This is a genomic window from Leisingera aquaemixtae (genome assembly GCF_019801145.1).
GTDB lineage: Bacteria > Pseudomonadota > Alphaproteobacteria > Rhodobacterales > Rhodobacteraceae > Leisingera > Leisingera aquaemixtae_A.
Genome location: NZ_JAHVJQ010000004.1, coordinates 401,101 through 421,368, shown reverse-complemented (window position 1 = coordinate 421,368; position 20,268 = coordinate 401,101). Strand labels below are relative to the sequence as shown.

The following is a 20,268-nucleotide window of genomic DNA, read 5'->3' as shown; positions in this document are numbered from 1 at the left end:
AGATCCGGCCTTCAACGGGCGGCCCTTGCGGGCTCAGCCTGCCAGCACCTCTTTCCAGCGGGCGATCTGCGCGCGCACCTGGGCGGGCGCGGTGCCGCCGTAAGACATACGCGAGTTTACCGAGTTTTCGACGCCGAGCACAGAGAAGATGTCCTCGGTGATGCCTGCGTGCACGCCCTGCATGTCCGCCAGCGAAAGGTCCGGCAGGTCGCAGCCGCGCTGCTCGGCCATCGCAACCAGGGTGCCGGTCACGTGATGGGCATCGCGGAACGGCACCTTCAGCACCCGCACCAGCCAGTCGGCCAGGTCGGTGGCGGTGGAGAAGCCGGAGCCCGCCGCAGCGGCCAGCGACTCGCGGTTGCCGGTCATGTCCTTGACCATGCCTTCCATCGCCGCCAGTGCCAGCATCCAGTTGTCGGCTGCATCGAAGACCTGCTCCTTGTCTTCCTGCATGTCCTTGGAATAGGCCAGCGGCAGGCCTTTCATCACCATCATCAGCGCGGTGTTGGCGCCAAAGATCCGGCCCACCTTGGCGCGGATCAGCTCAGCCGCATCCGGGTTCTTCTTCTGCGGCATGATCGAAGAACCGGTGGAGAAGCGGTCGCTGAGCGTCACGAAGCGGAACTGGGCGGAGGACCAGATCACCAGCTCCTCGGCAAAGCGCGACAGGTGCACGGCGCTGATCGAGGCGGTGCTGAGGAATTCCAGCGCGAAGTCGCGGTCGGAAACCGCATCCAGAGAGTTGGCGGCGGGGCGGTCAAAGCCCAGCGCCGATGCCGTCATCTCCCGGTCGATCGGGAAGGAGGTGCCGGCCAGCGCCGCTGCGCCCAGCGGCGATTCGTTCATGCGCGCGCGGGCGTCGCGGACGCGGGACAGATCGCGGCCGAACATCTCGACGTAAGCCATCATATGGTGGCCCCAGGTCACCGGCTGCGCGGTCTGCAGATGGGTGAAGCCCGGCATCACCCAATCGGCGCCGGCCTCGGCCTGCGACAGAAGCGCGCGGATCAGCGCCAAGAGGCCGCTTTCGGCTGCGTCCAGCTGGTCGCGCACCCAGAGTTTGAAATCGGTTGCGACCTGGTCATTGCGGCTGCGGCCGGTATGCAGGCGGCCCGCAGGCTCGCCGATGATCTCCTTCAGGCGGGCCTCCACATTCATGTGGATGTCTTCAAGTGCTGTGGAAAACTGGAAGGTTCCGCCCTCGATCTCTGACAAAACGGTGAGCAGCCCTTCCCGAATGGCCTCAGCATCATTATCCGTAATGACGCCTGTGGCGGCCAGCATCGCCGCATGGGCCCTGGAGCCGGCAATGTCCTGTGCTGCCATCCGCTTGTCGAACCCGATCGAGGCGTTGATCGCCTCCATGATCGCGTCCGGGCCAGCGGCAAAGCGGCCGCCCCACATCTGGTTCGAGGATTGATCTGTCATGGTGTGGAACCCCGGAGATAATATGCGTCTGTTTCGTCAGCTTTCCCTTTATATGGCCCTGACCTTGGGTGCAAATGCCGCCTTTGCGGCGGATCAGGCGCAGCTGGAAGCGCTGCGCGACGGCTCGATGAAGAAACTGGTGGTGCATGCCGAGCCCAAGCCGGTTTCCGCCACAGCCTTCAACCTGGAGGACGAACAGGGCACCGCAACCCTGGGAGATTACCAGGGCAAGATCGTGCTATTGAACTTCTGGGCCACCTGGTGCGCCCCCTGCCGCAAGGAAATGCCGCAGCTGGAGGAGCTGCAGCAGGAGTTTGGCGGCGAGGATTTCCAGGTGCTGACCATCGCGACAGGGCGCAATTCTCCGGCAGGCATCCAGAAATTCTTTGACGAGAACGGCATCAACAGCCTGCCCCGCCACCAGGACCCGCAACAGGCGCTGGCGCGGGAGATGGCGGTGATCGGTCTGCCCATCACGGTGCTGCTGGACCGTGACGGCAACGAGGTGGCGCGGCTCTTGGGCGATGCCGAGTGGAACTCTGACAGTGCCAAGGCGATTTTGAAGGCGATGATCGCCTCAAAGTAGCTTGCGCTTGAAATTCAATTGAGTAGCTTGGGGCCGGAATACCGGCTCCAGGAGACTACTTTGGAAAAGCACTTCTTAAAAACCGCATTGACCACAGCTGCATTTCTTTCAGTTTCCGTCGGCGCTTGGGCAGAAGAGATTTTGCTTGAAGGTTTTCGACCCAAACTCACCATTCATTCCGATGAACGTTTAAAGGGCGGCGTTAAAAGAGAGTTCGGCTACTTCAAAAAAAATGCTGACTTCTATGGTGCCCTGTATGTCAACTTGCAAGAAGACATAGCCGCCGAGTTTTGGAACGCCCCAAACATGGCGATGGCCAAGCAAAGCGCCAAGAAATCTTGTGTCCTGAAATCCCAAGATCCCTCTCTTTGCAAACTTTACGCCACCGTTGGCCCCAAGCACCCGGCAACCGGAGAGGGTATCACTCTGAGCCAAACCGGGAACCGCTACTTCAAAAAGTACCAGCAGAGCCAAAAAGCCGGCAAATATGGTGCTTTCGCAACGTCCGGGTACGGAGCGCCTGGGTATAGCTGGGGATATGCTTCTGAAATCGAAGCGAAAACGTCAGCTATACGGGCCTGCGAATCAAAAGTCGAACAGATGAACAGTGATACTTCTGCGCATATCGTACGGAATGTCATTGAAGCAGAAGACCTCACTTGTCGAGTAATACATGTGACCAAGTCATAACAGCAGCAGGGACTGACCCGGCAGACTTTCGCACTACCCTTTAACCGAGGGGCGCCCGCACAGGGTGCCCGGCTGTATGGTGGAGAGTGATATGAAACCTGTTGTGTTACTGATCGGAAAGCTGCCGCATGTGATCGGCAATGTGGCCGAGCAGCTGGACCATCTGCCGATCCAATGGCTGGGCGCGCATGACCATTCCGAAGTGGTGCGCCAGCTGGAAACCGAGCCGCGCATCGGCTGCGTGATCATGGGGGCCGGGCTGGACGACCAGATCCGCGGCGATCTGATCGGCATCATCGCGTCGCTCAGGCCCGATGTCTGCATCCACCTCAAGGACCGCGCCTCCGGGCCGGAGGGGCTGGTGCCCTTTGTCGAACGGGTGGTGCAAATGGAAGTGCTGCCGCAGTACCATCACGCAGTCACGGCGCCGGACTAGGCAGCACCGCCCTTCGCCTGACTGCTTGACCCCACGCCACCTTTGACAGCTTCCCGGCGGGCCGCCAGTCTGCCTGCGGGAGGACGCGATGCCGCTGGAACTGCTGCTGGCCCTGGTTCTGGGCGGGATATCTGGAATTGCCGTGCTGCTGCATCTGACCGGGTGTTCCCGGCAGGTGGTTCTGACCGCTGCCAGCGCCCGCGCCGCCTGGCTGCGCCACTTTCCCGGGGACAGTGTGATCACCGTGCTGCCCGCCGCCAGCGGACGGGCCGCGCTGGTGCAGACCGAAGGCGGGCCAGGGCTGCTCTGGGCCTTTGGCGCCGACACCGTTGGCCGCCATCTGGCCGTCGGCCAGGTCCGCGAAACCGGCACCGGTCTGCGCTTTGATTTCAATGACTTCGCGGCCCCCGGCCTCTCGCTGCCCTTGCCGGAGCGCGAACGCCGAACCTGGCTGGCGCAGATTGCTACCGCAGCGGAGGCCGCATGACCGATCCCGTCCATTACCCCGATGCGACCCAGCTGGCGGTGCCGTTCTTCATTGCCGCGATCCTGGCTGAGTTCCTGTGGATCGCCCTGAAAAAGCGCGGCGGCCGGTACGAGACCCGCGATGCCGTGACCTCATTGATCATGGGGGCTGGCAGCGTTGCCGAGGGGCTGTTGCTGGGTTTCGTCGCCTGGGCGCTGTTCATGTTCCTGTGGCAGCTGACGCCCTTGGACATGGGAACCTCGGTCTGGGCATTGCTGGCCTGCTTCGTGCTGGATGACCTGCGCTATTACTGGGTGCACCGGTTCGGCCACCGGGTGCGCTGGGTCTGGGCGTCCCATGTGAATCACCACTCCAGCCAGCACTACAACCTGACCACCGCCCTGCGGCAGACCTGGACCGGCACCTTTACCTTCATGATGATCGTGAAGGCGCCGATGGTGCTGCTGGGGTTCCACCCGGCGCTGGTGCTGTTCTGCGGCGGGCTGAACCTGATCTACCAGTTCTGGATCCACACCGAAGCGGTCACACGCCTGCCGCGCTGGTTCGAGGCGGTGATGAACACCCCCAGCCACCACCGCGCCCACCATGGCAGGAACCCGCGCTACCTGGACTGCAACTATGCCGGCGTCTTCATCATCTGGGACAAGATGTTCGGCACCTTCGTGCCGGAGCAGGACCACGACCGCCCCGATTACGGCCTGGTCCATAACATCGCCACCTTCAATCCGCTGCGCGTCGCCTTCCATGAATGGGCGGGCATTTTCAAGGACATGAGCCAGCCCGGCCTGACCCTGAAGCAGCGGTTGCTTTATGCCTTTGCGCCGCCCGGCTACAGCCACGACGGCAGCCGCGACACCTCGGCCGGGATCAAGGCCGCGCATCTGGCGCGCCACCCCGAGGATGCGGGCACCCCCGGCTTCGGCGGCTGACCGCCGGCGCCGCCGCGGGCAGATCATTCAAATTCGATCTTTAATCCTGCCTCAACCCTTTTGCGGCAGGCTGCCGGGAGCATCATACTGCCCCCAATCTTGCCGCAAACAGGGTCCCGGAAACACATGAGCAAACGACATGCGATGGCAGATCTTCCCGAAGGCGCCGAAAGCCCGCTGAACGCGGCGGTTGCGGGCCGCGACCGGTCGACCCTGGACATGGTCGCGGAGGCTGTGCGCCACAATCAAACCGTGCTGGCCTATCAGCCCATCATGCAGGCGATGCCGCCGCACGGCGTCGCCTTTTACGAGGGCTACATCCGGGTGCTGGATCCAACCGGCCGGGTGATCCCCGCGCGCGAATTCATCCATGTGGTCGAGGACAAGGAAATCGGCCGCGAAATGGACTGCCTGGCGCTGCAGCACGGGCTGCGGGCGCTGGAGAAATATCCGCAGATCCGCCTGTCGGTGAACATGTCCGCCCGCTCAATCGGCTATCAGCGCTGGAACAAAGTGCTGGACCGCTTCCTGAAACGCGACGCCACGCTGGGCGAACGGCTGGTGCTGGAAATCACCGAGGCCTCTGCCATGGCGGCGCCGGAGCTGGTCACCGATTTCATGGGCCGGATGCAGCCGCACGGGATCTCCTTCGCGCTCGACAACTTCGGCGCCAGCACCACCGCGATCGGGCATTTCCGCCAGTTCTTCTTCGACGCGGTCAAGATCGACGGCCAGTTCGTGCGCGGCATCCACGCCAGCCACGACAACCAGTCGGTTGTCCGCGCCCTGATCGGCATTGCCAAGCAGTTCGACATGTTCGTGGTCGCGGAATCAGTCGAAAGCCGCGAGGACGCGGAGTTTCTGGTGGAAAACGGCGTCGACTGCCTGCAGGGCTACTTGTTCGGCGCGCCCTCGGTCTCGCCGCCCTGGATCGAGGACATGAAGCAGGGCAAGAAAGCCGGCTAGGCGCCGCGCCGGGGCCAACGCGCGGGGCGACATCGCCTGCCAGCGCGAACTGTGCCGTGCGGCCTGCCGCCGCAGCCGCGGCCCAAGCCCTGGCCCGCCCCGCTGACCGGCTGAGCGGGTATCAGCGTATCAAAAACGCGCCGCCAACTGCAGTTTGAGGCTGGCACCGCCTATCCCGCCTGCGGCCAACCCGATGTTTTCCCATAGGCTTTCCGGCAGCCCACCCGGTCACTGGCTGCGGCGGCCCCGGCCGTTTTGCCGCCCGCCCGCCCCGGCTGACGGAAATCCTGCAAGCCATGGCGTATCTCGCGGTTGACTCTTCCGCCCCGCCTGAGACAGGCTGTCAATTGCTGCAGGTGCAGCAATAGATTATGTCGGCACCCGCAGGACTCGGGAAAGATTCTTGCGCAAACACCGCATATTTGTTTGCGCGGCGCTCGCCGTGAGACCTGAATTGATGGCAGAGGACCAGAAATCAATGACCAATGTTGTAATCGCATCCGCCGCGCGCACCGCCGTCGGCTCCTTTGGCGGCTCGTTCGCCAACACCCCGGCCCATGACCTGGGCGCTGCGGTGCTGGAAGCCGTGGTGGAACGCGCCGGCGTGGATAAATCCGAGGTGTCCGAGACCATCCTCGGCCAGGTGCTGACCGCGGCCCAGGGCCAGAACCCGGCCCGCCAGGCGCACATCAACGCAGGCCTGCCCAAGGAAAGCGCCGCCTGGGGCATCAACCAGGTCTGCGGTTCCGGCCTGCGCGCCGTGGCGCTGGGTGCACAGCACATCCAGCTGGGTGACGCCTCCATCGTGGCGGCCGGCGGCCAGGAGAACATGACCCTGTCCCCCCATGCCGCGCATCTGCGCGCCGGCCACAAGATGGGCGACATGAAATACATCGACACCATGATCCGCGACGGGCTGTGGGACGCCTTCAACGGCTACCACATGGGCCAGACCGCCGAAAACGTGGCCGAACAGTGGCAGATCTCCCGCGACATGCAGGACGAGTTTGCGGTTGCTTCGCAGAACAAGGCGGAAGCAGCGCAGAAGGCTGGCAAGTTCGCCGATGAGATCGCCGCCTTCACCGTCAAGACCCGCAAGGGCGACATCGTGGTGGATCAGGACGAGTACATCCGTCATGGCGCCACCATCGAAGCGATGCAGAAGCTGCGCCCGGCCTTCACCAAGGACGGCTCGGTCACCGCGGCCAACGCCTCCGGCCTGAACGACGGCGCCGCCGCCACCCTGCTGATGAGCGCCGATGAGGCCGAGCGCCGCGGCATTGAGCCGCTGGCCCGCATCGCCTCCTATGCCACCGCGGGCCTGGACCCGTCGATCATGGGCGTCGGCCCGGTCTATGCCTCCCGCAAGGCGCTGGAAAAGGCCGGCTGGTCGGTCAATGACCTGGATCTGGTCGAAGCCAACGAAGCCTTTGCCGCTCAGGCCTGCGCCGTGAACAAGGACATGGGCTGGGATCCGTCGATTGTCAACGTGAACGGCGGCGCCATCGCCATCGGCCACCCGATCGGCGCTTCCGGCTGCCGGGTGCTGAACACCCTGCTGTTCGAAATGAAGCGCCGCGGCGCCAAAAAAGGCCTGGCCACCCTTTGCATCGGTGGCGGCATGGGCGTTGCGATGTGCGTTGAGCGCCCGTAATCGGCGCAAAACCGCAAAAAGTGAAGGACGCCCTCGCGGCGTCCTTTTTCTTTTACAATCAAAGGCTATAATGCAACTGCAGCAAGACCTGCGCGGCGGGTGCGACAATTTTTACGCGGCACCGCAGCGAATGCCCTGCGCAATATTGTTGCTCCCCGGCAGTGAAAACTGTAGCAAGATTACCAAGTGACCAATACTGGAGGATTCTCGAATGGCACGTACTGCACTCGTCACCGGCGGTTCCCGCGGCATCGGCGCAGCAATTTCCCAGGCGCTGAAGGCGCAGGGCTGCAACGTCGCTGCGACCTATGCCGGCAATGACGAAGCCGCGGCTAAATTCACCGAGGAAACCGGCATCAAGACCTACAAGTGGAACGTCGGCAGCTATGAGGACAGCGCTGCGGGCATCGCCAAGGTCGAAGAGGAAATGGGCCCGATCGACATCGTGGTGGCCAATGCCGGCATCACCCGCGACGCGCCGTTCCACAAGATGACGCCGCAGCAGTGGCAGGAGGTGATCGACACCAACCTGACCGGCGTCTTCAACACCGTGCACCCGATCTGGCCCGGCATGCGCGAGCGCAAGTTCGGCCGCGTCATCGTGATCTCCTCGATCAACGGCCAGAAAGGCCAGTTCGCGCAGGTGAACTATGCCGCCACCAAGGCAGGCGACCTGGGCATCGTGAAGTCGCTGGCCCAGGAAGGCGCCCGCGCCGGCATCACCGCCAACGCGGTCTGCCCCGGCTATATCGCCACCGAGATGGTGATGGCGGTGCCGGAGAAGGTGCGCGAAGCGATCATCGGCCAGATCCCGGCCGGCCGCCTGGGCGAGCCGGAAGAGATTGCCCGCTGCGTGGCTTTCCTGGCGTCCGACGACTCGGGCTTCATCAACGGCTCGACCATTTCCGCCAACGGCGCGCAGTTCTTCGTCTGATCCAATTCATCAGCAGAAACGGCAAGGGCCGGTCCAGATGGACCGGCCCTTTTCCTATCCCGTAAGGACGCTTGCGCGCTCAGGCCCAGCGGGAAACCTTGGGGCGGAGGGCTGGCACCGGGCGCTTGCCGAACAGCCAGGTCCAGGCCCGTTTCAGCGCCTGGCCGCGTTCATCGTGGGCGCGGGCCATGGCGGACTTCACGGCGGCATCAGCAGAATATTCCAGCATTTCAGGCCTCCTTTCGGATCAGTATCCTTTACCTGGACCCAATATGAGGACGTTCCGTCAAAGTGACAAACGAGACTTTGCAGAGCTTCAGTTAAGGTATACTTATGTGAAATGTCTGACCGCCTGCCCCCTCTCACTGCCTTGCGCGCCTTTGACGCTGCAGCCCGCCACATGTCCTTTGCCAAGGCGGCGGAGGAGCTGAACGTGACCCCTGCCGCGCTGTCCTTTCAGATCAAATCGCTTGAGGAGCATCTGGGACAGCCGCTGTTCCGCCGCCTGAACCGCGCGGTGGAGCTGACCGAGGCGGGCCGGACGCTGGCGCCCGGCGCGGACGAGGGGTTCCGCCTGCTGAGCCAGGCCTGGCAGGACACCCGGCGGCTCTTGGACGAAACCACGCTGACGGTGACCGCAGGGCCCGCGCTGACGGCAAAATGGCTGGCGCCGCGGCTGTTCGAATTTGCCCGCAGCCATCCGGAGATCGAGCTGCGGCTGTCGGCGTCGCTCAAGGTGGTGGACCTGCGCCGCGGCGATGTAGATGTGGCGATCCGTTTCGGGGTGTCGGATGACGCGGGACTCGCCTCCTATGGCACCCGGCCGGACTGGCTGACGCCGGTGATGACGCCAGAACTGCATGAACAGTTTCCCACCCCCGAGTCGCTGATGGGGGCGCCGCTGATCTTTGACGATTCCATCAGCAAGGTGGCCCCGGGCTGCGACTGGCCGACCTGGTTCCAGGCGGCGGGGGTTGGCTTCACCCCCACCAGCGGCACCCATTTTTCCGCCCCCGATCATGCCATCGATGCGGCCTGCGCAGGGCTGGGCGTTGCGCTGGGGCGGCGGCCGCTGATCATCAAGGACGTGCGGGAGGGGCGGCTGGTGGCCCCCTTCAAGATCGCCATCCAGTCAGACGCGCGGTTCCGCTTCCTGTGCCTACCGGAAGCCAAGGACCGGCCGCAGATCGCAGCCTTCCGCGAGTGGTACTTTGCGGAGATCGAGAAAACCGCGCATATGTGGGGCGACATCAAGATTATCCCGATTCAGGATCTGCAATCCCAATGACCAAGACCCGTGCGACCGCCATCGGTTTCATCGCTGTATTGCTGTGGGCGCTGCTGGCGCTTTTGACCGTCGGCTCGGAACCAACCCCGCCGCTGCTGCTGAATGCGCTGTGCTTCACCATCGGCGGCACGCTGGGGATGATCTGGACCGCGGCGGCGGGCAAGCTGGGGCAGCTGCGCCATGTGCCGCTGAGGGTCTATCTCTTCGGCACCCTGGGGCTGTTCGGCTATCACGCGCTCTATTTCTCGGCGCTGCGGCTGGCCCCGGCGGCGGAGGCCGGGCTGATCGCCTATTTGTGGCCGCTGCTGATCGTGCTGTTTTCCGGCCTGCTGCCCGGCGAGAAGCTGAAGGCGGGACATCTGATCGGGGCTGGCTTGGGTTTTGCCGGGGCGGCCACCATCATTTCCGGCGGCGGAGGCGGGTTTGAGGCGCAGTATCTGCCGGGCTACGGGCTGGCGCTCTTATGTGCGCTGACATGGTCCGGCTACTCGGTGCTGTCGCGGCTGGTGGGCGGGGCGCCGACCAGTTCGGTCGCGGTGTTCTGCCTGGCCACTGCCGTGGCTTCCTGGGGGCTGCATTTCGCGCTGGAGGAGACCGTGTGGCCCGATGGCACGCTGGGCTGGGTCTCGACCCTGCTGCTGGGGCTCGGCCCTGTCGGGCTGGCGTTCTATGTCTGGGACATCGGCGTCAAGCAGGGCGACATTCAGATGCTCGGCACCAGCTCATACGCTGCGCCACTGCTGTCGACGCTAATCCTGGTGCTGGCGGGGATTGCCGCGGCATCCTGGGGGCTGGCGCTGGCAGCGGCGCTGATCACTGGCGGCGCGCTGATTGCGGCACGGGCGAGCGCCACCAAGTAACTCCGGAAACGAAAGGAGGGCCGCCGCGCTGGCAGGCCCTCCGTTTTGCTGTGCCGGTTATCCGCACCGGCGGGAACTCTTTAGACTGCTTCGGCTGTCAGGCGCGTAATCTCTTCCTTCAGCTTCAGCTTCTGCTTTTTCATTGCTGCGATTTCTAGATCGTCGCTACTAGGCGATCGTTGGGCCTGTTCCACTTCCATGCTCAGATGCTCGTGCTTCTTCTTAAGTTCGGTCAGATGCGAGCTGAGGCTCATGGCAACCCTCCTTTATTGAGCTAGATGTGTTTGACAGAAAGAGTGGAGCACATGTTTACGCGTCTGTCACGCTGCAGCCGCACTATTTTTGTCATGAAATTTTCATATCGGCTATGCGCCGCGCATTTTGCCGCAGGCGGCGGCGCATTCCGGCAGAAACCAGCTGATTTTGATTCGCCAAAGGTTGAAACCGGCAGAGCGCGCGCCTAACTTTGCGCCGCCGGAAAACTGCGCCTCAGAGGGGCCAGGGCAAGGGGGCCGCGTCGCGCAGAACGGCGCGGATTCCGGGCCGGTAGCTGTCCCCGTCGCGTTCGTGCCGGGCGCCTTCATGCAGAATCAGCGGCGCATGCAGCCGGAAATCCGCCCGCCCGCCCTTGCGCGCGCGCAGGATCACCAGCTCCGCTGCGCGGGCCTCGCGCGGCGCCAGCGGCAGCACCTCTACCGAGCCAAGCACGCTGCCGCAGCCCGCCAGCATGTCCGGCAGCCGGTCGGCGCGCTGGATCATGTGCAGGTAGCCCTTGGGCGCAAGGCGGCGGGCGGCGGCGGCGATCCAGTCCGCCAGCGGCGTGCCCTCCCCCAGTGCAACCTTGCGGCCGTCGTCGCGGGCCTGGCTGTGGGCGCCGGCCTTGTAATAGGGTGGGTTGGCGATGACGTGGCCGAACTGGCGCTGTTTCAATGCCTCCGGCAGGGCGGAAAGGTCGGCCTCGAAAACTTCGATATCCTGACCGTTGGCTTGGGCGTTGCGCCGGGCAAGGTCCGCATAAGGCGCCTGCAGCTCCACTCCGGCCAGCGTCAGTCCGGGCACGCGCGCGCCCAGGCACAGCAGCGCCTGGCCCGCGCCGCAGCCAAGCTCCAGCACGGCTTCCCCTGCCCTTGCGGGCACCGCCGCTGCCAGCAGCACCGGGTCCACCCCGGCGCGGTAGCCGCGCACCGGCTGCCACAGCTGCACCCTGCCGCCGAGGAAACCGTTGCGGGTCAGCTCATCCTCGCGGAAGCCGGTCATCGCACGGGCCTCATCTGCCAAGCGGGATTTCATTGTCGCGCATCACGATCACGGCAGCGTCGTAGTCATCCTCGTGAACCATCAGACGGCGCGGGAAAATTCCGATCCCGCCTTCCAGGATGCTCATATTTACGTCCATTTGAAAGCAGTCTATATCCTCACCCTCAAGGAGGGCGGAGGCAAAGGCCATGATCGTCGGATCGGTGCTGCGCAGAAGCTCTTTCATGGGGATGGATCTAAGGGCAAGGCGTCCCCCTTGTCGAGACTTGCGAGCGGGAAAGTGATGGACCAAGTGATGACCAGGAAACCGCATGAGATGCTGGCCGCAACGCTGAGCCAGGAGCTGGACGCGGTGAACGCGCTGATCCGCACTCGGATGGCCTCCAAGCACGCGCCGCGCATTCCCGAGGTGACCGCGCATCTGGTCGAGGCGGGGGGCAAGCGGCTGCGGCCGATGCTGACGCTGGCCGCGGCGCGGCTGTGCGGCTACGAGGGCGACCATCACCTGAAACTGGCGGCGACGGTCGAGTTCATCCACACCGCCACCCTGCTGCATGACGATGTGGTCGATGAAAGCGCCCAGCGGCGCGGCCGGCCGACCGCAAACCTGCTGTGGGACAACAAGAGCTCAGTACTGGTGGGCGATTACCTGTTTGCCCGCAGCTTCCAGCTGATGGTGGAGACGGAAAGCCTGCGTGTGCTGGATATTCTGGCCAATGCCTCTGCCACCATTGCCGAGGGCGAGGTGCTGCAGATGACCGCGGCGTCGAACTTGAAGACCGACGAGGAGGTCTATCTGCAGGTGGTGCGCGGCAAGACCGCGGCGCTGTTCTCGGCCGCGACCGAGGTGGGCGGGGTGATTGCCGGCGCACCAGAGGATCAAGTAAAGGCGCTGTTCGAGTACGGCGACGCGCTGGGGATCGCCTTTCAGATTGCCGATGACCTGCTGGACTACCAGGGCGACAGCAAGGCAACCGGCAAGAACGTCGGCGACGATTTCCGCGAGCGCAAGCTGACGCTGCCAGTGATCAAGGCAGTGGCGCAGGCCACGGACGAGGAGCGCGCTTTCTGGACCCGCACCATCGAGAAGGGCAAGCAGGAAGACGGAGACCTGGAGCAGGCGCTGGCGCTGATGGCGAAATACAAGACGCTGGAAGCCACCCGCGAGGACGCCTATGGCTGGGCCGCCAAGGCGCGGGCTGCGTTGGAGGTGCTGCCCGACCACGAGATCCGCACCATGCTGAGCGATCTGGCCGACTACGTGGTGTCGCGGCTGAATTGACACCGGGCCAGGGGGCGCTGCCCCCTCGGCCTTTCGGCCTCACCCCCGGAGTATTTCCACAAAGGTGAATAGGCATGGCCGTGCCGCGCCGTGCGTTAGCGCGGCGCCGGGTCCAACGGCGGGCAAGCATCTGTGATGCGCCGGCCCGCAGGCGGGAGGGCCGTGTCCACGGCAAGCCGCGGATTGTCAGCTCAGGGTAACAGCGCTGCACCACCACTCGGGATGCTCTGCGCCGATTTCATAGGCGGCCATATGGGCCGCCTTTTTCGTAGGATAGAGCGCAAAGCAGGTGGCGCCCGAGCCGGACATGCGTGCCAGCAAGGACTGGCGGGAGCTTTGCAGGTCCGCGAGGGTCCGGTCGATAACGGGGGCGAGCTTCCGGGCCGGGGCCTCCAGGTCGTTGCGCTGCTCTGCCAGCCAGGCGGCACACTCTTCAGCCGAGCTGAAGGACGGGATGAAGTCCGGCATTGGCGGGTTCTCGCGCGAGGCGAGTGCGGAAAACACCGGGCCGGTGGGCACATGCACGCCCGGATTGACCAAGAGCGCGTGCAGCTGGGGCAATTCCACCGGAGTGACCTGTTCGCCAATGCCCTGCATCCGCGCCGCGCGGGCTGCCATGCAGACCGGCACGTCGGCGCCCAGCGACAAGGGCAGTGCTTCGGGGATACTGGCGCCCTGCCCAGCCAGCGTGCGCAGGACTGCGGCGGCATCCGATGATCCGCCGCCGATACCCGCACCGTGCGGCAATTGCTTGTCCAGGCTGATCCGGCCGGTCCAGCCCGCGCCGGCAGCGGCCTTCCAGACCAGATTTCTGCGATCTGCGGGCACGCCCTCTGCAAACAGGCCGGAAACCTCAAGCGACAGTTCCGGTCTCGGCTTAAGCTGCAGGCGGTCACCGGTATCCGCAAAGACCACGAGCGAGTCCAGCAGGTGGTAGCCATCATCGCGGCGGCCAGTCACATGCAGGGTCAGGTTGATCTTGGCGGGCGCAAAGACCTCAGCCGCCATTGGCGACCTTCAGGGGCTGGGCGCCTTCCTCTGCCAGCACTGCATCGAGGCCCACTTCCAGCTTGCGGCGGATGCGCTCGGGGTCGGCTTCGCCGTCGGTATCCTCCGGGTCGATGAAGGAGAGCGCCCGCTTCCACTGGAACTCCGCCTCGCGGGCGCGGCCCACGGCCCAGTAGACATCGCCAAGGTGGTCATTGACCACCGGGTCGACCGGCATCAGCTCCACCGCGCGCTCCATATGGGCGACAGCCTCGTCAAAGCGGCCCATGCGGTAAAGCACCCAGCCCAGGCTGTCGACGATGAAGCCGGAGTCGGGCCGGGCCGCGACGGCGCGTTCGATCATGTCCAGCGCTTCGTCCAGCTTGCTGCTCTTCTCGACCAGAGAATAGCCGAGGTAGTTCAGCACCTGCGGCCGGTTCGGATCCAGCGCCAGGGAGGCGCGGAAGTCGGCCTCGGCCTGCTCCCACTGGTCCAGGCGCTCGTGGCAGATTCCGCGGGCGTAGAGCAGGAACCAGCGGCTGCCGGAATCTTCGGGCGTATTGGCGAGCGCCTTGTCATAGGCGCGGGCCGCGGCGGCGTAATCCTCCTGCTGGCGCAGCAGGTCGCCGAGGCTGATGTAGACGCTGGACTGCGCCGGGAAGTCGCGGGCCAGCTTCTCCAGCACCTCGATGGCCGCATCCGGCTTGGCGGCGCGGCGCAGCGCCTCGGCGCGGCCCATTTCGGCGGCGTGGTAGTCCGGGTGGTGGCTCGGCACCTGCTTGTAGGTGGCGACCGACAGCTCATAGCGGCCCAGCTGGTCCAGCAGGCCCGCGCTGAGCAGGATGGCGTCCACATGGTCAGGGCGCAGCGAGGCCGCCATGCGGGCATACATCAGCACATAGTCGTTGGCGGTATCGCCGTTCAGCGCCGCGCCGAGGGTGAAGAACACCTCGGCAATGCCGTCTTGCGGGCTGGGGGCAATGGTAAAGGCCAGGGTTTCACCGGCGGCGAGCTGCGCGTCCAGCGCCTCAAGCCCGGGGTCGAAACTGCTGCCGAAGGCGGCCTTGAGCGCGCCGCGGGCGTCTTCATTGCGGCCCAGCTGCGACAGGATCTGCACCCGCGCAACCGCGGCGCGTCGGCTGAGGGTTGCAAGGCGGCCGTCCTCGGCTGCAAACAGCTCCTCTGCCCCGCCGTAGTCGCCGGCAGAGGCCAGCGCCAAGGCGCGGTGGTAGAGCACAAAGGGTTTCAGGCTGCCGTCCTTGGCGAGCCGGTCAAAGGCGGTCAGAGCACTGGACACGGAGCCTGCGCCGATATGCGCCCAGCCCTGCAGCAGGCCATCGACCAGCGGGTGAATCGCCTCCTGTTCCAGATCCCGGTCCAGGATTGCCTGGTAGTTGCCTTTGGCAGCATAGCCGCCGGCAATGACGATATTGGCCACCTGGCTGCGGGCGCCGGTCTGGCGCAGCCGTTCGGCCACCGGCACCGCCAGGTCGGCCTTGCCCATGGCGAGCTGCGCAAACACCACGTTTTCCATCAGGAGCGGGTTCTGCGGATCGCGCGCCAGCGCCTGGGTGTAATAAAGCGCCGCGGCGGCAAAGTCGCTGTCGTAGGTCGCGGCCCGCCCGGCCAAGTAGGATCCCGCCAGTCCTTCGGCCTGCACGGCGGGTGCGGCGGCGGCCATCAGGGCCGCACAGGACAGGGTGCGAAGAATGGATACGGGCACTGGGAACCCCCTTACGGTTTACTGCTCTTTGCTCTTCTAAGAAAGCGTAGTGCGGCGCCCGTCAACACGCAATGGGGCGGTCCAAGGACCGCCCCATAAAATCCGGCAAAAGCCCGCCGGAAACCTAACGTTCCCGTTACATGTTCGGGTAGTTCGGGCCGTCGCCGCCCTGCGGCGTGGTCCAGGTGATGTTCTGGGACGGGTCCTTGATGTCGCAGGTCTTGCAGTGGACGCAGTTCTGGAAGTTGACCACGAACTCCGGCTTGCCGTCCTTTTCGACCACCTCGTAGACGCCGGCCGGGCAGTAGCGCTGCGCCGGTTCCGCGAACTTCGGCAGGTTGACCTGGATCGGGGTGTCCGGGTTGCCCAGGCGCAGGTGGCAGGGCTGGCTTTCCTCGTGGTTGGTCATCGAGAAGCTGACGTTGGTCAGGCGGTCAAACGACAGCACGCCATCGGGCTTGGGGTAGTCGATGGGCTTGTGCTTGGAGGCTTCCTCGGTCGACTGGGCGTCGTTCTTGCCGTGGCCCAGGGTGCCGAAGAAGGAGAAGCCGAACAGGTTGTTGGTCCACATGTCCAGGCCGCCCAGCGCCAGCGAGGCGGTGAGACCCCACTTGGACCACATCGGCTTGACGTTGCGGACCATCTTGAGGTCCTTGCCGATGGCGCCGTCGCGCACGTCGGCCTCATAGGCGGTCAGTTCGTCGCCCGAACGCTCCGCCTTGATCGCGTCATAGGCGGCTTCGGCCGCGGCCTTGCCCGACAGCATCGCGTTGTGGTTACCCTTGATGCGCGGCACGTTGACCATGCCCGCGGAGCAGCCCAGCAGCGCAACGCCCGGCGCCACCAGCTTCGGCATCGACTGCCAGCCGCCCTCGGTGATGGCACGGGCGCCGTAGGCCACGCGCTTGCCGCCCTTCAGCAGGTCGGCAACCACCGGGTGATGCTTGAAGCGCTGGAATTCCATGTAGGGGAACAGGTGCGGGTTCTTGTAGTTCAGGTGCACCACGAAACCCACGTAAACCTGGTTGTTGTCCAGGTGGTAGATGAACGAGCCGCCGCCCGCGTTGGAGCCCAGCGGCCAGCCCATGGTGTGGGTGACAGTGCCTTCTTTGTGCTTGGCCGGGTCGATCTCCCAGATCTCTTTCATGCCGACGCCGTATTTCTGCGGCTCCTTGCCGTCCGACAGGCCGTATTTGGCAATCACTTCCTTGGAGAGCGAGCCGCGCACGCCTTCGCCCAGGAAGACGTATTTGCCGTGCAGCTCCATGCCGGGCTCATAGGCCGGGCCGGGGGTGCCGTCGGGGTTCTTGCCGAACTCGCCGGCAACCACGCCCTTCACTTCGCCGTTGTCGCCGTAGACCAGCTCGGAGCAGGCCATGCCCGGGAAGATCTCGACGCCCATTTCCTCAGCCTGCTCTGCCATCCAGCGGCAGACGTTGCCCATGGAAACGATGTAGTTGCCGTGGTTGTTCATCAGCGGCGGCATCGGGAAGTTGGGAATGCGGACCTTGCCGGCCTCGCCCAGCATCAGGAAGTTGTCTTCCTTGACCTCGACGTTCAGCGGCGCGCCCTTTTCCTTCCAGTCGGGGATCAGCGCGTTCAGGCCGCAGGGGTCCAGCACCGCGCCGGACAGGATGTGCGCGCCCACTTCGGAGCCTTTTTCCAGGACCACGACCTGCAGGTCGGCGTCCAGCTGTTTCAGGCGGATGGCCGCAGACAGACCAGCAGGGCCGGCCCCGACGATCACCACGTCGTATTCCATCGCTTCGCGTTCAATCTCGGCCATTTGCGGCGCTCCTTGGCTTTCTATTCGCTACCGGCCCCACAACAGTCTGCGGGCGCAATTTTCTTTCGCGGTGCTTAGCGTTTGGCGCCCCCATGGGTCAATCCAAACTCCGCGTCAAACACCTGTAAAACAGGCAACTGAGACAAAAAGTGCGTCCATTTTCGTCACTCAAGGAGCATTTTCCGCCTCAGCTTCTGTCTCAGGCCGGTCTCCCATCAGGTATCGGGGTCCCTGCCCCTTCTGTGCCGCCCGGTCTTCGGGGTTGTAAAGTTTGCAATTCGGAAGCGAAAGACAGCCGCAGCCTATGCAGCCGTCCAGATTGTCGCGCAGTTTGACCAGGGTTTCGATTCGCTGGTCCAGGTGGCTGCGGAAGGTGTCCGAAATGCAGGCCCAGTCCTCCTTGGTCGGGGTGCGGCTGCCCGGCAGACTTTTGAGAAAGCCGCGGATTTCCGGCAGCGAGAAACCGAACTGCTGGGCGATCATGACGAAGCTCAGCCGCCGGATGTCGGCCCGGTGAAAGCGGCGCTGGCCGCCTGCGTTGCGCCAGGGCTCCACCAAACCTTGCGCCTCGTAGTAGCGGATCGCGGACACCGCGAGGCCGGTGCGTTCGGCCAGATAGCCGATGGAAATCCCGGCGGACTGGGGCATGGCAACCTCCCTGAAGAAATCTCTTGAGCTAAAGTTAGGTTTAGGAATTACGGTGAGTCGCATCAACAGGATTGCTCAAGCCGAAAAGGAGTTTTTCAATGAGCGCAGTATTGGAACACGCAAATGTCACCGTGGCAGACCCCAATGGCACCGCCGCCTGGATGGAGAAGATCTTTGGCTGGCATGTGCGCTGGCAGGGCGAGGCCAAGAACGGCGGCTATACCGTGCATGTGGGCGGGGAAAACAGCTACCTCGCGCTTTACACGCCGCGCACTGCGGCAGGCCAAGCGCCGGAAAGCTATGGCATCATCGGCGGGCTGAACCATCTGGCGGTGATCGTCGAGGATCTGGACGCCACAGAGGCTGCGGTGAAGGCCGCCGGGTTCACCCCGATGAACCACGGCGATTACGAACCGGGCCACCGGTTCTACTTTCACGATGAGAACGGCATCGAGTACGAGGCGGTGCAATATGACTGAGCTGTTGCGGCCGGCGGCGGCGCCTGCCGCCGCCCCGCACGGCATTTTTTCGCGCAAACCTGTGGAAAACCCGCATAATCTGCACGGTTAGGCGGAATTGCGTCCGGCGGGCCTCTGCGGCCACTTGAAATCGGGCGCAGGATTGGGTCAGGTAATTGTCAACCGGACCGGAGGCCCCGCGGCTCATGCTGCGGGGCTGCGGTTTTCATAGAGACAAGAACAATAGAGCGACCTGGACCAATCACATGGAAAAGATCCCGATGACCCCGGCGGGTTTCTCCGCCCTGGAAAGCGAACTGAAGAACCTCAAATCCGTGGAGCGCCCGGCCATCATCCAGGCGATTGCCGAAGCCCGCGAGCTGGGCGATCTGTCGGAAAACGCCGAATACCACTCGGCCCGCGAAAAGCAGTCTTTCATCGAGGGCCGCATCAAGGAGCTGGAAGGCATCCTGTCTCTGGCCGATGTGATCAACCCGGCCAAGCTGTCCGGCGCCATCAAGTTCGGCGCCAAGGTGACGGTGGTGGACGAGGACACCGACGAGGAAAAGACCTGGCAGATCGTGGGCGAGCATGAGGCCAACATCGAAGCGGGCCTTCTGAACATCAAATCCCCGATCGCGCGCGCCTTGATCGGCAAGGACGAAGGCGACAGTGTGGAAGTGCGCACGCCCGGCGGCGAGCGCGCCTATGAGATTCTCAAGATCGTCTATTCCTGATCCGAGAGGCCGAGTGGTGATGACAGGCTCCAGCAGCAGTCCCGGCTCCGGTTCCCGTCCCGCAGGCGGCAGCCCGCTGCGGCGGCTCGAGGGGCCTGCCGGCAATGGGCTGGGCGGGGCCGAGATGGCCGCCATCGCCCTCGGCGCATTGTGGCTGCTGGCGGCGGTGGGCTTCTATGTCCTTGCGCCGGAAGATACCGGCCTGTCGCAGTGGGCGGATCTGATCACCAGCGTGCTGGCGGTGGTGCTGCCGCTGGCGATGCTTTGGGTCGCGGCCTCTGCTGCGCGTTCGGCCCGGGTGATGCGGGAGGAGAGCGAGCAGCTGCAAGCCGCCATCGACGGGTTGCGCCAGAGCTACCTTGCCCAGGCCCAGCAGCATGCGGCGGTGGCCGAGACCTCGGTCGCGAAGCGGCTGGAGGAAATCGCCGAAGCCACCCGCAAGACCGAGACCGCGCTGGCGACCTTCCACACCAGCCGCCGCGCCAACCCGCTGCGCCCGGCCATCCCGGCCGAGGCTGCAGAGATGACCGCTGCCGAGCAGGGCTCGCTGGCGCTGGGCACCCAGGCGGCGGACACCGTGCCGCCGCTGCCCGCCGAGCAGTTCATCCGGGCGCTGAACTTCCCGGAAACCGCCGAGGACGAGGAAGGTTTTGCCGCCCTGCGCGCGGCGCTGCGCGACCGCAAGGCGGCGCAGGTGATTCAGGCGGCGCAGGATGTGCTGACGCTGCTGAGCCAGGACGGCATCTACATGGACGACCTGCGCCCCGACATGGCCCGGCCCGAGATCTGGCGCCAGTTCGGCCAGGGCGCCCGCGGCCGCGCGGTGGCGGCGCTCGGCGGCGTGCGCGACCGCACCTCTCTGGCGCTGACCGCGGCGCGGATGAAGCAGGACCCGATCTTCCGCGATGCGGCGCACCATTTTCTGCGCCGGTTCGACCAGATGTTTGCGGATTTCGAGGCCGAGGCCACCGACGGCGAGATTTCGGCGCTTGGCAACACCCGCACCGCCCGCGCCTTCATGCTGCTGGGCCGGGTGGCCGGGACGTTCGACTAGAAAGGAAGCGCCTTTCAGGCGCTGCCTCCCCTATCGGCGGCAAAGCCGCCTGCCGGGCAGCGGGACGCAAGTATTTTT

The 20,268-nt window shown here is 64.6% G+C and carries 23 protein-coding genes; 14 read left to right on the top strand and 9 right to left on the bottom strand.

Translation table 11 applies throughout. The annotated features are described in order from the left end of the window. Positions 1-33 precede the first annotated feature (33 nt). On the bottom strand, positions 34-1,428 hold the full coding sequence (gene argH, locus KUW17_RS12405) for an argininosuccinate lyase (RefSeq protein WP_222479481.1): 1,395 nt from the start codon (positions 1,426-1,428) through the stop codon (positions 34-36). Between argH and KUW17_RS12400 the strand changes: the two genes are divergently transcribed. The 8 genes from KUW17_RS12400 (at position 1,427) to phbB (ending at position 8,110) form a co-directional block, all read left to right on the top strand. Further along, the gene (locus KUW17_RS12400) at positions 1,427-2,014 is read left to right on the top strand and encodes a TlpA disulfide reductase family protein (RefSeq protein WP_261397171.1); all 588 of its coding nucleotides are present in this window, start codon (positions 1,427-1,429) and stop codon (positions 2,012-2,014) included. The genes argH and KUW17_RS12400 overlap by 2 nt on opposite strands. A 60-nt stretch (positions 2,015-2,074) precedes the next feature. Beyond that, a complete protein-coding gene (locus tag KUW17_RS12395; protein ID WP_222479477.1) occupies positions 2,075-2,704 on the top strand; it encodes a DUF4189 domain-containing protein in 630 nt (209 codons plus the stop codon). A gap of 91 nt (positions 2,705-2,795) precedes the next feature. Next, complete coding sequence (locus tag KUW17_RS12390; RefSeq protein ID WP_222479475.1) at positions 2,796-3,140, top strand: hypothetical protein; 345 nt, start codon at positions 2,796-2,798, stop codon at positions 3,138-3,140. A gap of 88 nt (positions 3,141-3,228) precedes the next feature. Beyond that, positions 3,229-3,627 (top strand): hypothetical protein, encoded by a 399-nt coding sequence (locus KUW17_RS12385; RefSeq protein WP_222479473.1) that lies wholly within the window; start codon positions 3,229-3,231, stop codon positions 3,625-3,627. Further along, positions 3,624-4,556 carry a sterol desaturase family protein gene (locus KUW17_RS12380; RefSeq protein WP_222479471.1) on the top strand — a complete coding sequence of 311 codons (933 nt, stop codon included), beginning with the start codon at positions 3,624-3,626 and terminating at the stop codon, positions 4,554-4,556. The genes KUW17_RS12385 and KUW17_RS12380 overlap by 4 nt, the downstream gene beginning before the upstream one ends. A gap of 126 nt (positions 4,557-4,682) precedes the next feature. Next, positions 4,683-5,522 (top strand): EAL domain-containing protein, encoded by an 840-nt coding sequence (locus KUW17_RS12375; protein WP_222479469.1) that lies wholly within the window; start codon positions 4,683-4,685, stop codon positions 5,520-5,522. Positions 5,523-6,000: 478 nt separating this feature from the next. Continuing rightward, complete coding sequence (locus KUW17_RS12370; protein WP_222479467.1) at positions 6,001-7,176, top strand: acetyl-CoA C-acetyltransferase; 1,176 nt, start codon at positions 6,001-6,003, stop codon at positions 7,174-7,176. Positions 7,177-7,387: 211 nt separating this feature from the next. Beyond that, positions 7,388-8,110 carry an acetoacetyl-CoA reductase gene (phbB, locus tag KUW17_RS12365; protein WP_222479465.1) on the top strand — a complete coding sequence of 241 codons (723 nt, stop codon included), beginning with the start codon at positions 7,388-7,390 and terminating at the stop codon, positions 8,108-8,110. A 79-nt stretch (positions 8,111-8,189) separates the two neighbouring features. Here the strand turns inward: phbB and KUW17_RS12360 are convergent, their stop codons facing one another. After that, entirely contained in the window at positions 8,190-8,339 is a 150-nt protein-coding gene (locus KUW17_RS12360; RefSeq protein WP_222479463.1) for a hypothetical protein, read from the bottom strand. Between the two features lie 111 nt (positions 8,340-8,450). Here KUW17_RS12360 and KUW17_RS12355 point away from each other — a divergent pair, with 111 nt between their 5' ends. Together KUW17_RS12355 and KUW17_RS12350 are read left to right on the top strand one after the other, a co-directional pair. Next, on the top strand, positions 8,451-9,398 hold the full coding sequence (locus tag KUW17_RS12355) for a transcriptional regulator GcvA (RefSeq protein ID WP_222479460.1): 948 nt from the start codon (positions 8,451-8,453) through the stop codon (positions 9,396-9,398). Next, positions 9,395-10,258: a DMT family transporter gene (locus KUW17_RS12350; protein ID WP_222479458.1), complete on the top strand. Its 864-nt coding sequence runs from the start codon at positions 9,395-9,397 to the stop codon at positions 10,256-10,258. Before KUW17_RS12355 ends, KUW17_RS12350 begins: the two co-directional genes overlap by 4 nt. Before the next feature lie 80 nt (positions 10,259-10,338). Here KUW17_RS12350 and KUW17_RS12345 read toward each other — a convergent pair whose 3' ends face one another. The 3 genes from KUW17_RS12345 to KUW17_RS12335 form a co-directional block, all read right to left on the bottom strand. Next, the gene (locus KUW17_RS12345) at positions 10,339-10,512 is read right to left on the bottom strand and encodes a YdcH family protein (RefSeq protein WP_222479456.1); all 174 of its coding nucleotides are present in this window, start codon (positions 10,510-10,512) and stop codon (positions 10,339-10,341) included. Between the two features lie 235 nt (positions 10,513-10,747). Beyond that, positions 10,748-11,515: a tRNA1(Val) (adenine(37)-N6)-methyltransferase gene (locus tag KUW17_RS12340; protein ID WP_222479762.1), complete on the bottom strand. Its 768-nt coding sequence runs from the start codon at positions 11,513-11,515 to the stop codon at positions 10,748-10,750. 10 nt (positions 11,516-11,525) lie between these two features. Further along, complete coding sequence (locus tag KUW17_RS12335) at positions 11,526-11,741, bottom strand: DUF2007 domain-containing protein (protein WP_039181733.1); 216 nt, start codon at positions 11,739-11,741, stop codon at positions 11,526-11,528. A 57-nt stretch (positions 11,742-11,798) separates the two neighbouring features. On the opposite strand from KUW17_RS12335, the gene KUW17_RS12330 reads away from it, so the two are divergent. Further along, positions 11,799-12,797: a polyprenyl synthetase family protein gene (locus KUW17_RS12330; RefSeq protein WP_222479454.1), complete on the top strand. Its 999-nt coding sequence runs from the start codon at positions 11,799-11,801 to the stop codon at positions 12,795-12,797. A 186-nt stretch (positions 12,798-12,983) separates the two neighbouring features. Here KUW17_RS12330 and KUW17_RS12325 read toward each other — a convergent pair whose 3' ends face one another. The 4 genes from KUW17_RS12325 to soxR all read right to left on the bottom strand — a co-directional run bounded on the left by KUW17_RS12325 (position 12,984) and on the right by soxR (position 17,941). Continuing rightward, positions 12,984-13,805: a 4-(cytidine 5'-diphospho)-2-C-methyl-D-erythritol kinase gene (locus tag KUW17_RS12325; RefSeq protein ID WP_222479452.1), complete on the bottom strand. Its 822-nt coding sequence runs from the start codon at positions 13,803-13,805 to the stop codon at positions 12,984-12,986. Continuing rightward, positions 13,795-15,507 (bottom strand): tetratricopeptide repeat protein, encoded by a 1,713-nt coding sequence (locus tag KUW17_RS12320; protein WP_222479450.1) that lies wholly within the window; start codon positions 15,505-15,507, stop codon positions 13,795-13,797. The genes KUW17_RS12325 and KUW17_RS12320 overlap by 11 nt, the downstream gene beginning before the upstream one ends. Before the next feature lie 136 nt (positions 15,508-15,643). Beyond that, complete coding sequence (locus KUW17_RS12315) at positions 15,644-17,293, bottom strand: electron transfer flavoprotein-ubiquinone oxidoreductase (RefSeq protein WP_222479448.1); 1,650 nt, start codon at positions 17,291-17,293, stop codon at positions 15,644-15,646. A 168-nt stretch (positions 17,294-17,461) separates the two neighbouring features. After that, entirely contained in the window at positions 17,462-17,941 is a 480-nt protein-coding gene (soxR, locus tag KUW17_RS12310; protein ID WP_174146155.1) for a redox-sensitive transcriptional activator SoxR, read from the bottom strand. A gap of 98 nt (positions 17,942-18,039) precedes the next feature. Here soxR and KUW17_RS12305 point away from each other — a divergent pair, with 98 nt between their 5' ends. The 3 genes from KUW17_RS12305 (at position 18,040) to KUW17_RS12295 (ending at position 20,190) form a co-directional block, all read left to right on the top strand. Next, on the top strand, positions 18,040-18,420 hold the full coding sequence (locus KUW17_RS12305; RefSeq protein ID WP_222479446.1) for a VOC family protein: 381 nt from the start codon (positions 18,040-18,042) through the stop codon (positions 18,418-18,420). A gap of 245 nt (positions 18,421-18,665) precedes the next feature. Beyond that, on the top strand, positions 18,666-19,136 hold the full coding sequence (gene greA, locus KUW17_RS12300; protein WP_222479444.1) for a transcription elongation factor GreA: 471 nt from the start codon (positions 18,666-18,668) through the stop codon (positions 19,134-19,136). Positions 19,137-19,155: 19 nt separating this feature from the next. After that, a complete protein-coding gene (locus KUW17_RS12295) occupies positions 19,156-20,190 on the top strand; it encodes a hypothetical protein (RefSeq protein WP_222479442.1) in 1,035 nt (344 codons plus the stop codon). Positions 20,191-20,268: the final 78 nt, after the last annotated feature.

What these genes read in the sequence shown, in the direction of transcription:
- KUW17_RS12400 (WP_261397171.1), top strand. Translation starts at nt 1,427, where the DNA reads ATGGTGTGGAACCCCGGAGATAATATGCGTCTGTTTCGTCAGCTTTCC.
- argH (WP_222479481.1), bottom strand. Translation starts at nt 1,428, where the DNA reads ATGACAGATCAATCCTCGAACCAGATGTGGGGCGGCCGCTTTGCCGCT.
- KUW17_RS12390 (WP_222479475.1), top strand. Translation starts at nt 2,796, where the DNA reads ATGAAACCTGTTGTGTTACTGATCGGAAAGCTGCCGCATGTGATCGGC.
- KUW17_RS12385 (WP_222479473.1), top strand. Translation starts at nt 3,229, where the DNA reads ATGCCGCTGGAACTGCTGCTGGCCCTGGTTCTGGGCGGGATATCTGGA.
- KUW17_RS12380 (WP_222479471.1), top strand. Translation starts at nt 3,624, where the DNA reads ATGACCGATCCCGTCCATTACCCCGATGCGACCCAGCTGGCGGTGCCG.
- KUW17_RS12375 (WP_222479469.1), top strand. Translation starts at nt 4,683, where the DNA reads ATGAGCAAACGACATGCGATGGCAGATCTTCCCGAAGGCGCCGAAAGC.
- KUW17_RS12370 (WP_222479467.1), top strand. Translation starts at nt 6,001, where the DNA reads ATGACCAATGTTGTAATCGCATCCGCCGCGCGCACCGCCGTCGGCTCC.
- phbB (WP_222479465.1), top strand. Translation starts at nt 7,388, where the DNA reads ATGGCACGTACTGCACTCGTCACCGGCGGTTCCCGCGGCATCGGCGCA.
- KUW17_RS12360 (WP_222479463.1), bottom strand. Translation starts at nt 8,339, where the DNA reads ATGCTGGAATATTCTGCTGATGCCGCCGTGAAGTCCGCCATGGCCCGC.
- KUW17_RS12355 (WP_222479460.1), top strand. Translation starts at nt 8,451, where the DNA reads ATGTCTGACCGCCTGCCCCCTCTCACTGCCTTGCGCGCCTTTGACGCT.
- KUW17_RS12350 (WP_222479458.1), top strand. Translation starts at nt 9,395, where the DNA reads ATGACCAAGACCCGTGCGACCGCCATCGGTTTCATCGCTGTATTGCTG.
- KUW17_RS12345 (WP_222479456.1), bottom strand. Translation starts at nt 10,512, where the DNA reads ATGAGCCTCAGCTCGCATCTGACCGAACTTAAGAAGAAGCACGAGCAT.
- KUW17_RS12340 (WP_222479762.1), bottom strand. Translation starts at nt 11,515, where the DNA reads ATGACCGGCTTCCGCGAGGATGAGCTGACCCGCAACGGTTTCCTCGGC.
- KUW17_RS12335 (WP_039181733.1), bottom strand. Translation starts at nt 11,741, where the DNA reads ATGAAAGAGCTTCTGCGCAGCACCGATCCGACGATCATGGCCTTTGCC.
- KUW17_RS12330 (WP_222479454.1), top strand. Translation starts at nt 11,799, where the DNA reads ATGGACCAAGTGATGACCAGGAAACCGCATGAGATGCTGGCCGCAACG.
- KUW17_RS12325 (WP_222479452.1), bottom strand. Translation starts at nt 13,805, where the DNA reads ATGGCGGCTGAGGTCTTTGCGCCCGCCAAGATCAACCTGACCCTGCAT.
- KUW17_RS12315 (WP_222479448.1), bottom strand. Translation starts at nt 17,293, where the DNA reads ATGGCCGAGATTGAACGCGAAGCGATGGAATACGACGTGGTGATCGTC.
- soxR (WP_174146155.1), bottom strand. Translation starts at nt 17,941, where the DNA reads ATGCCCCAGTCCGCCGGGATTTCCATCGGCTATCTGGCCGAACGCACC.
- KUW17_RS12305 (WP_222479446.1), top strand. Translation starts at nt 18,040, where the DNA reads ATGAGCGCAGTATTGGAACACGCAAATGTCACCGTGGCAGACCCCAAT.
- greA (WP_222479444.1), top strand. Translation starts at nt 18,666, where the DNA reads ATGGAAAAGATCCCGATGACCCCGGCGGGTTTCTCCGCCCTGGAAAGC.
- KUW17_RS12295 (WP_222479442.1), top strand. Translation starts at nt 19,156, where the DNA reads ATGACAGGCTCCAGCAGCAGTCCCGGCTCCGGTTCCCGTCCCGCAGGC.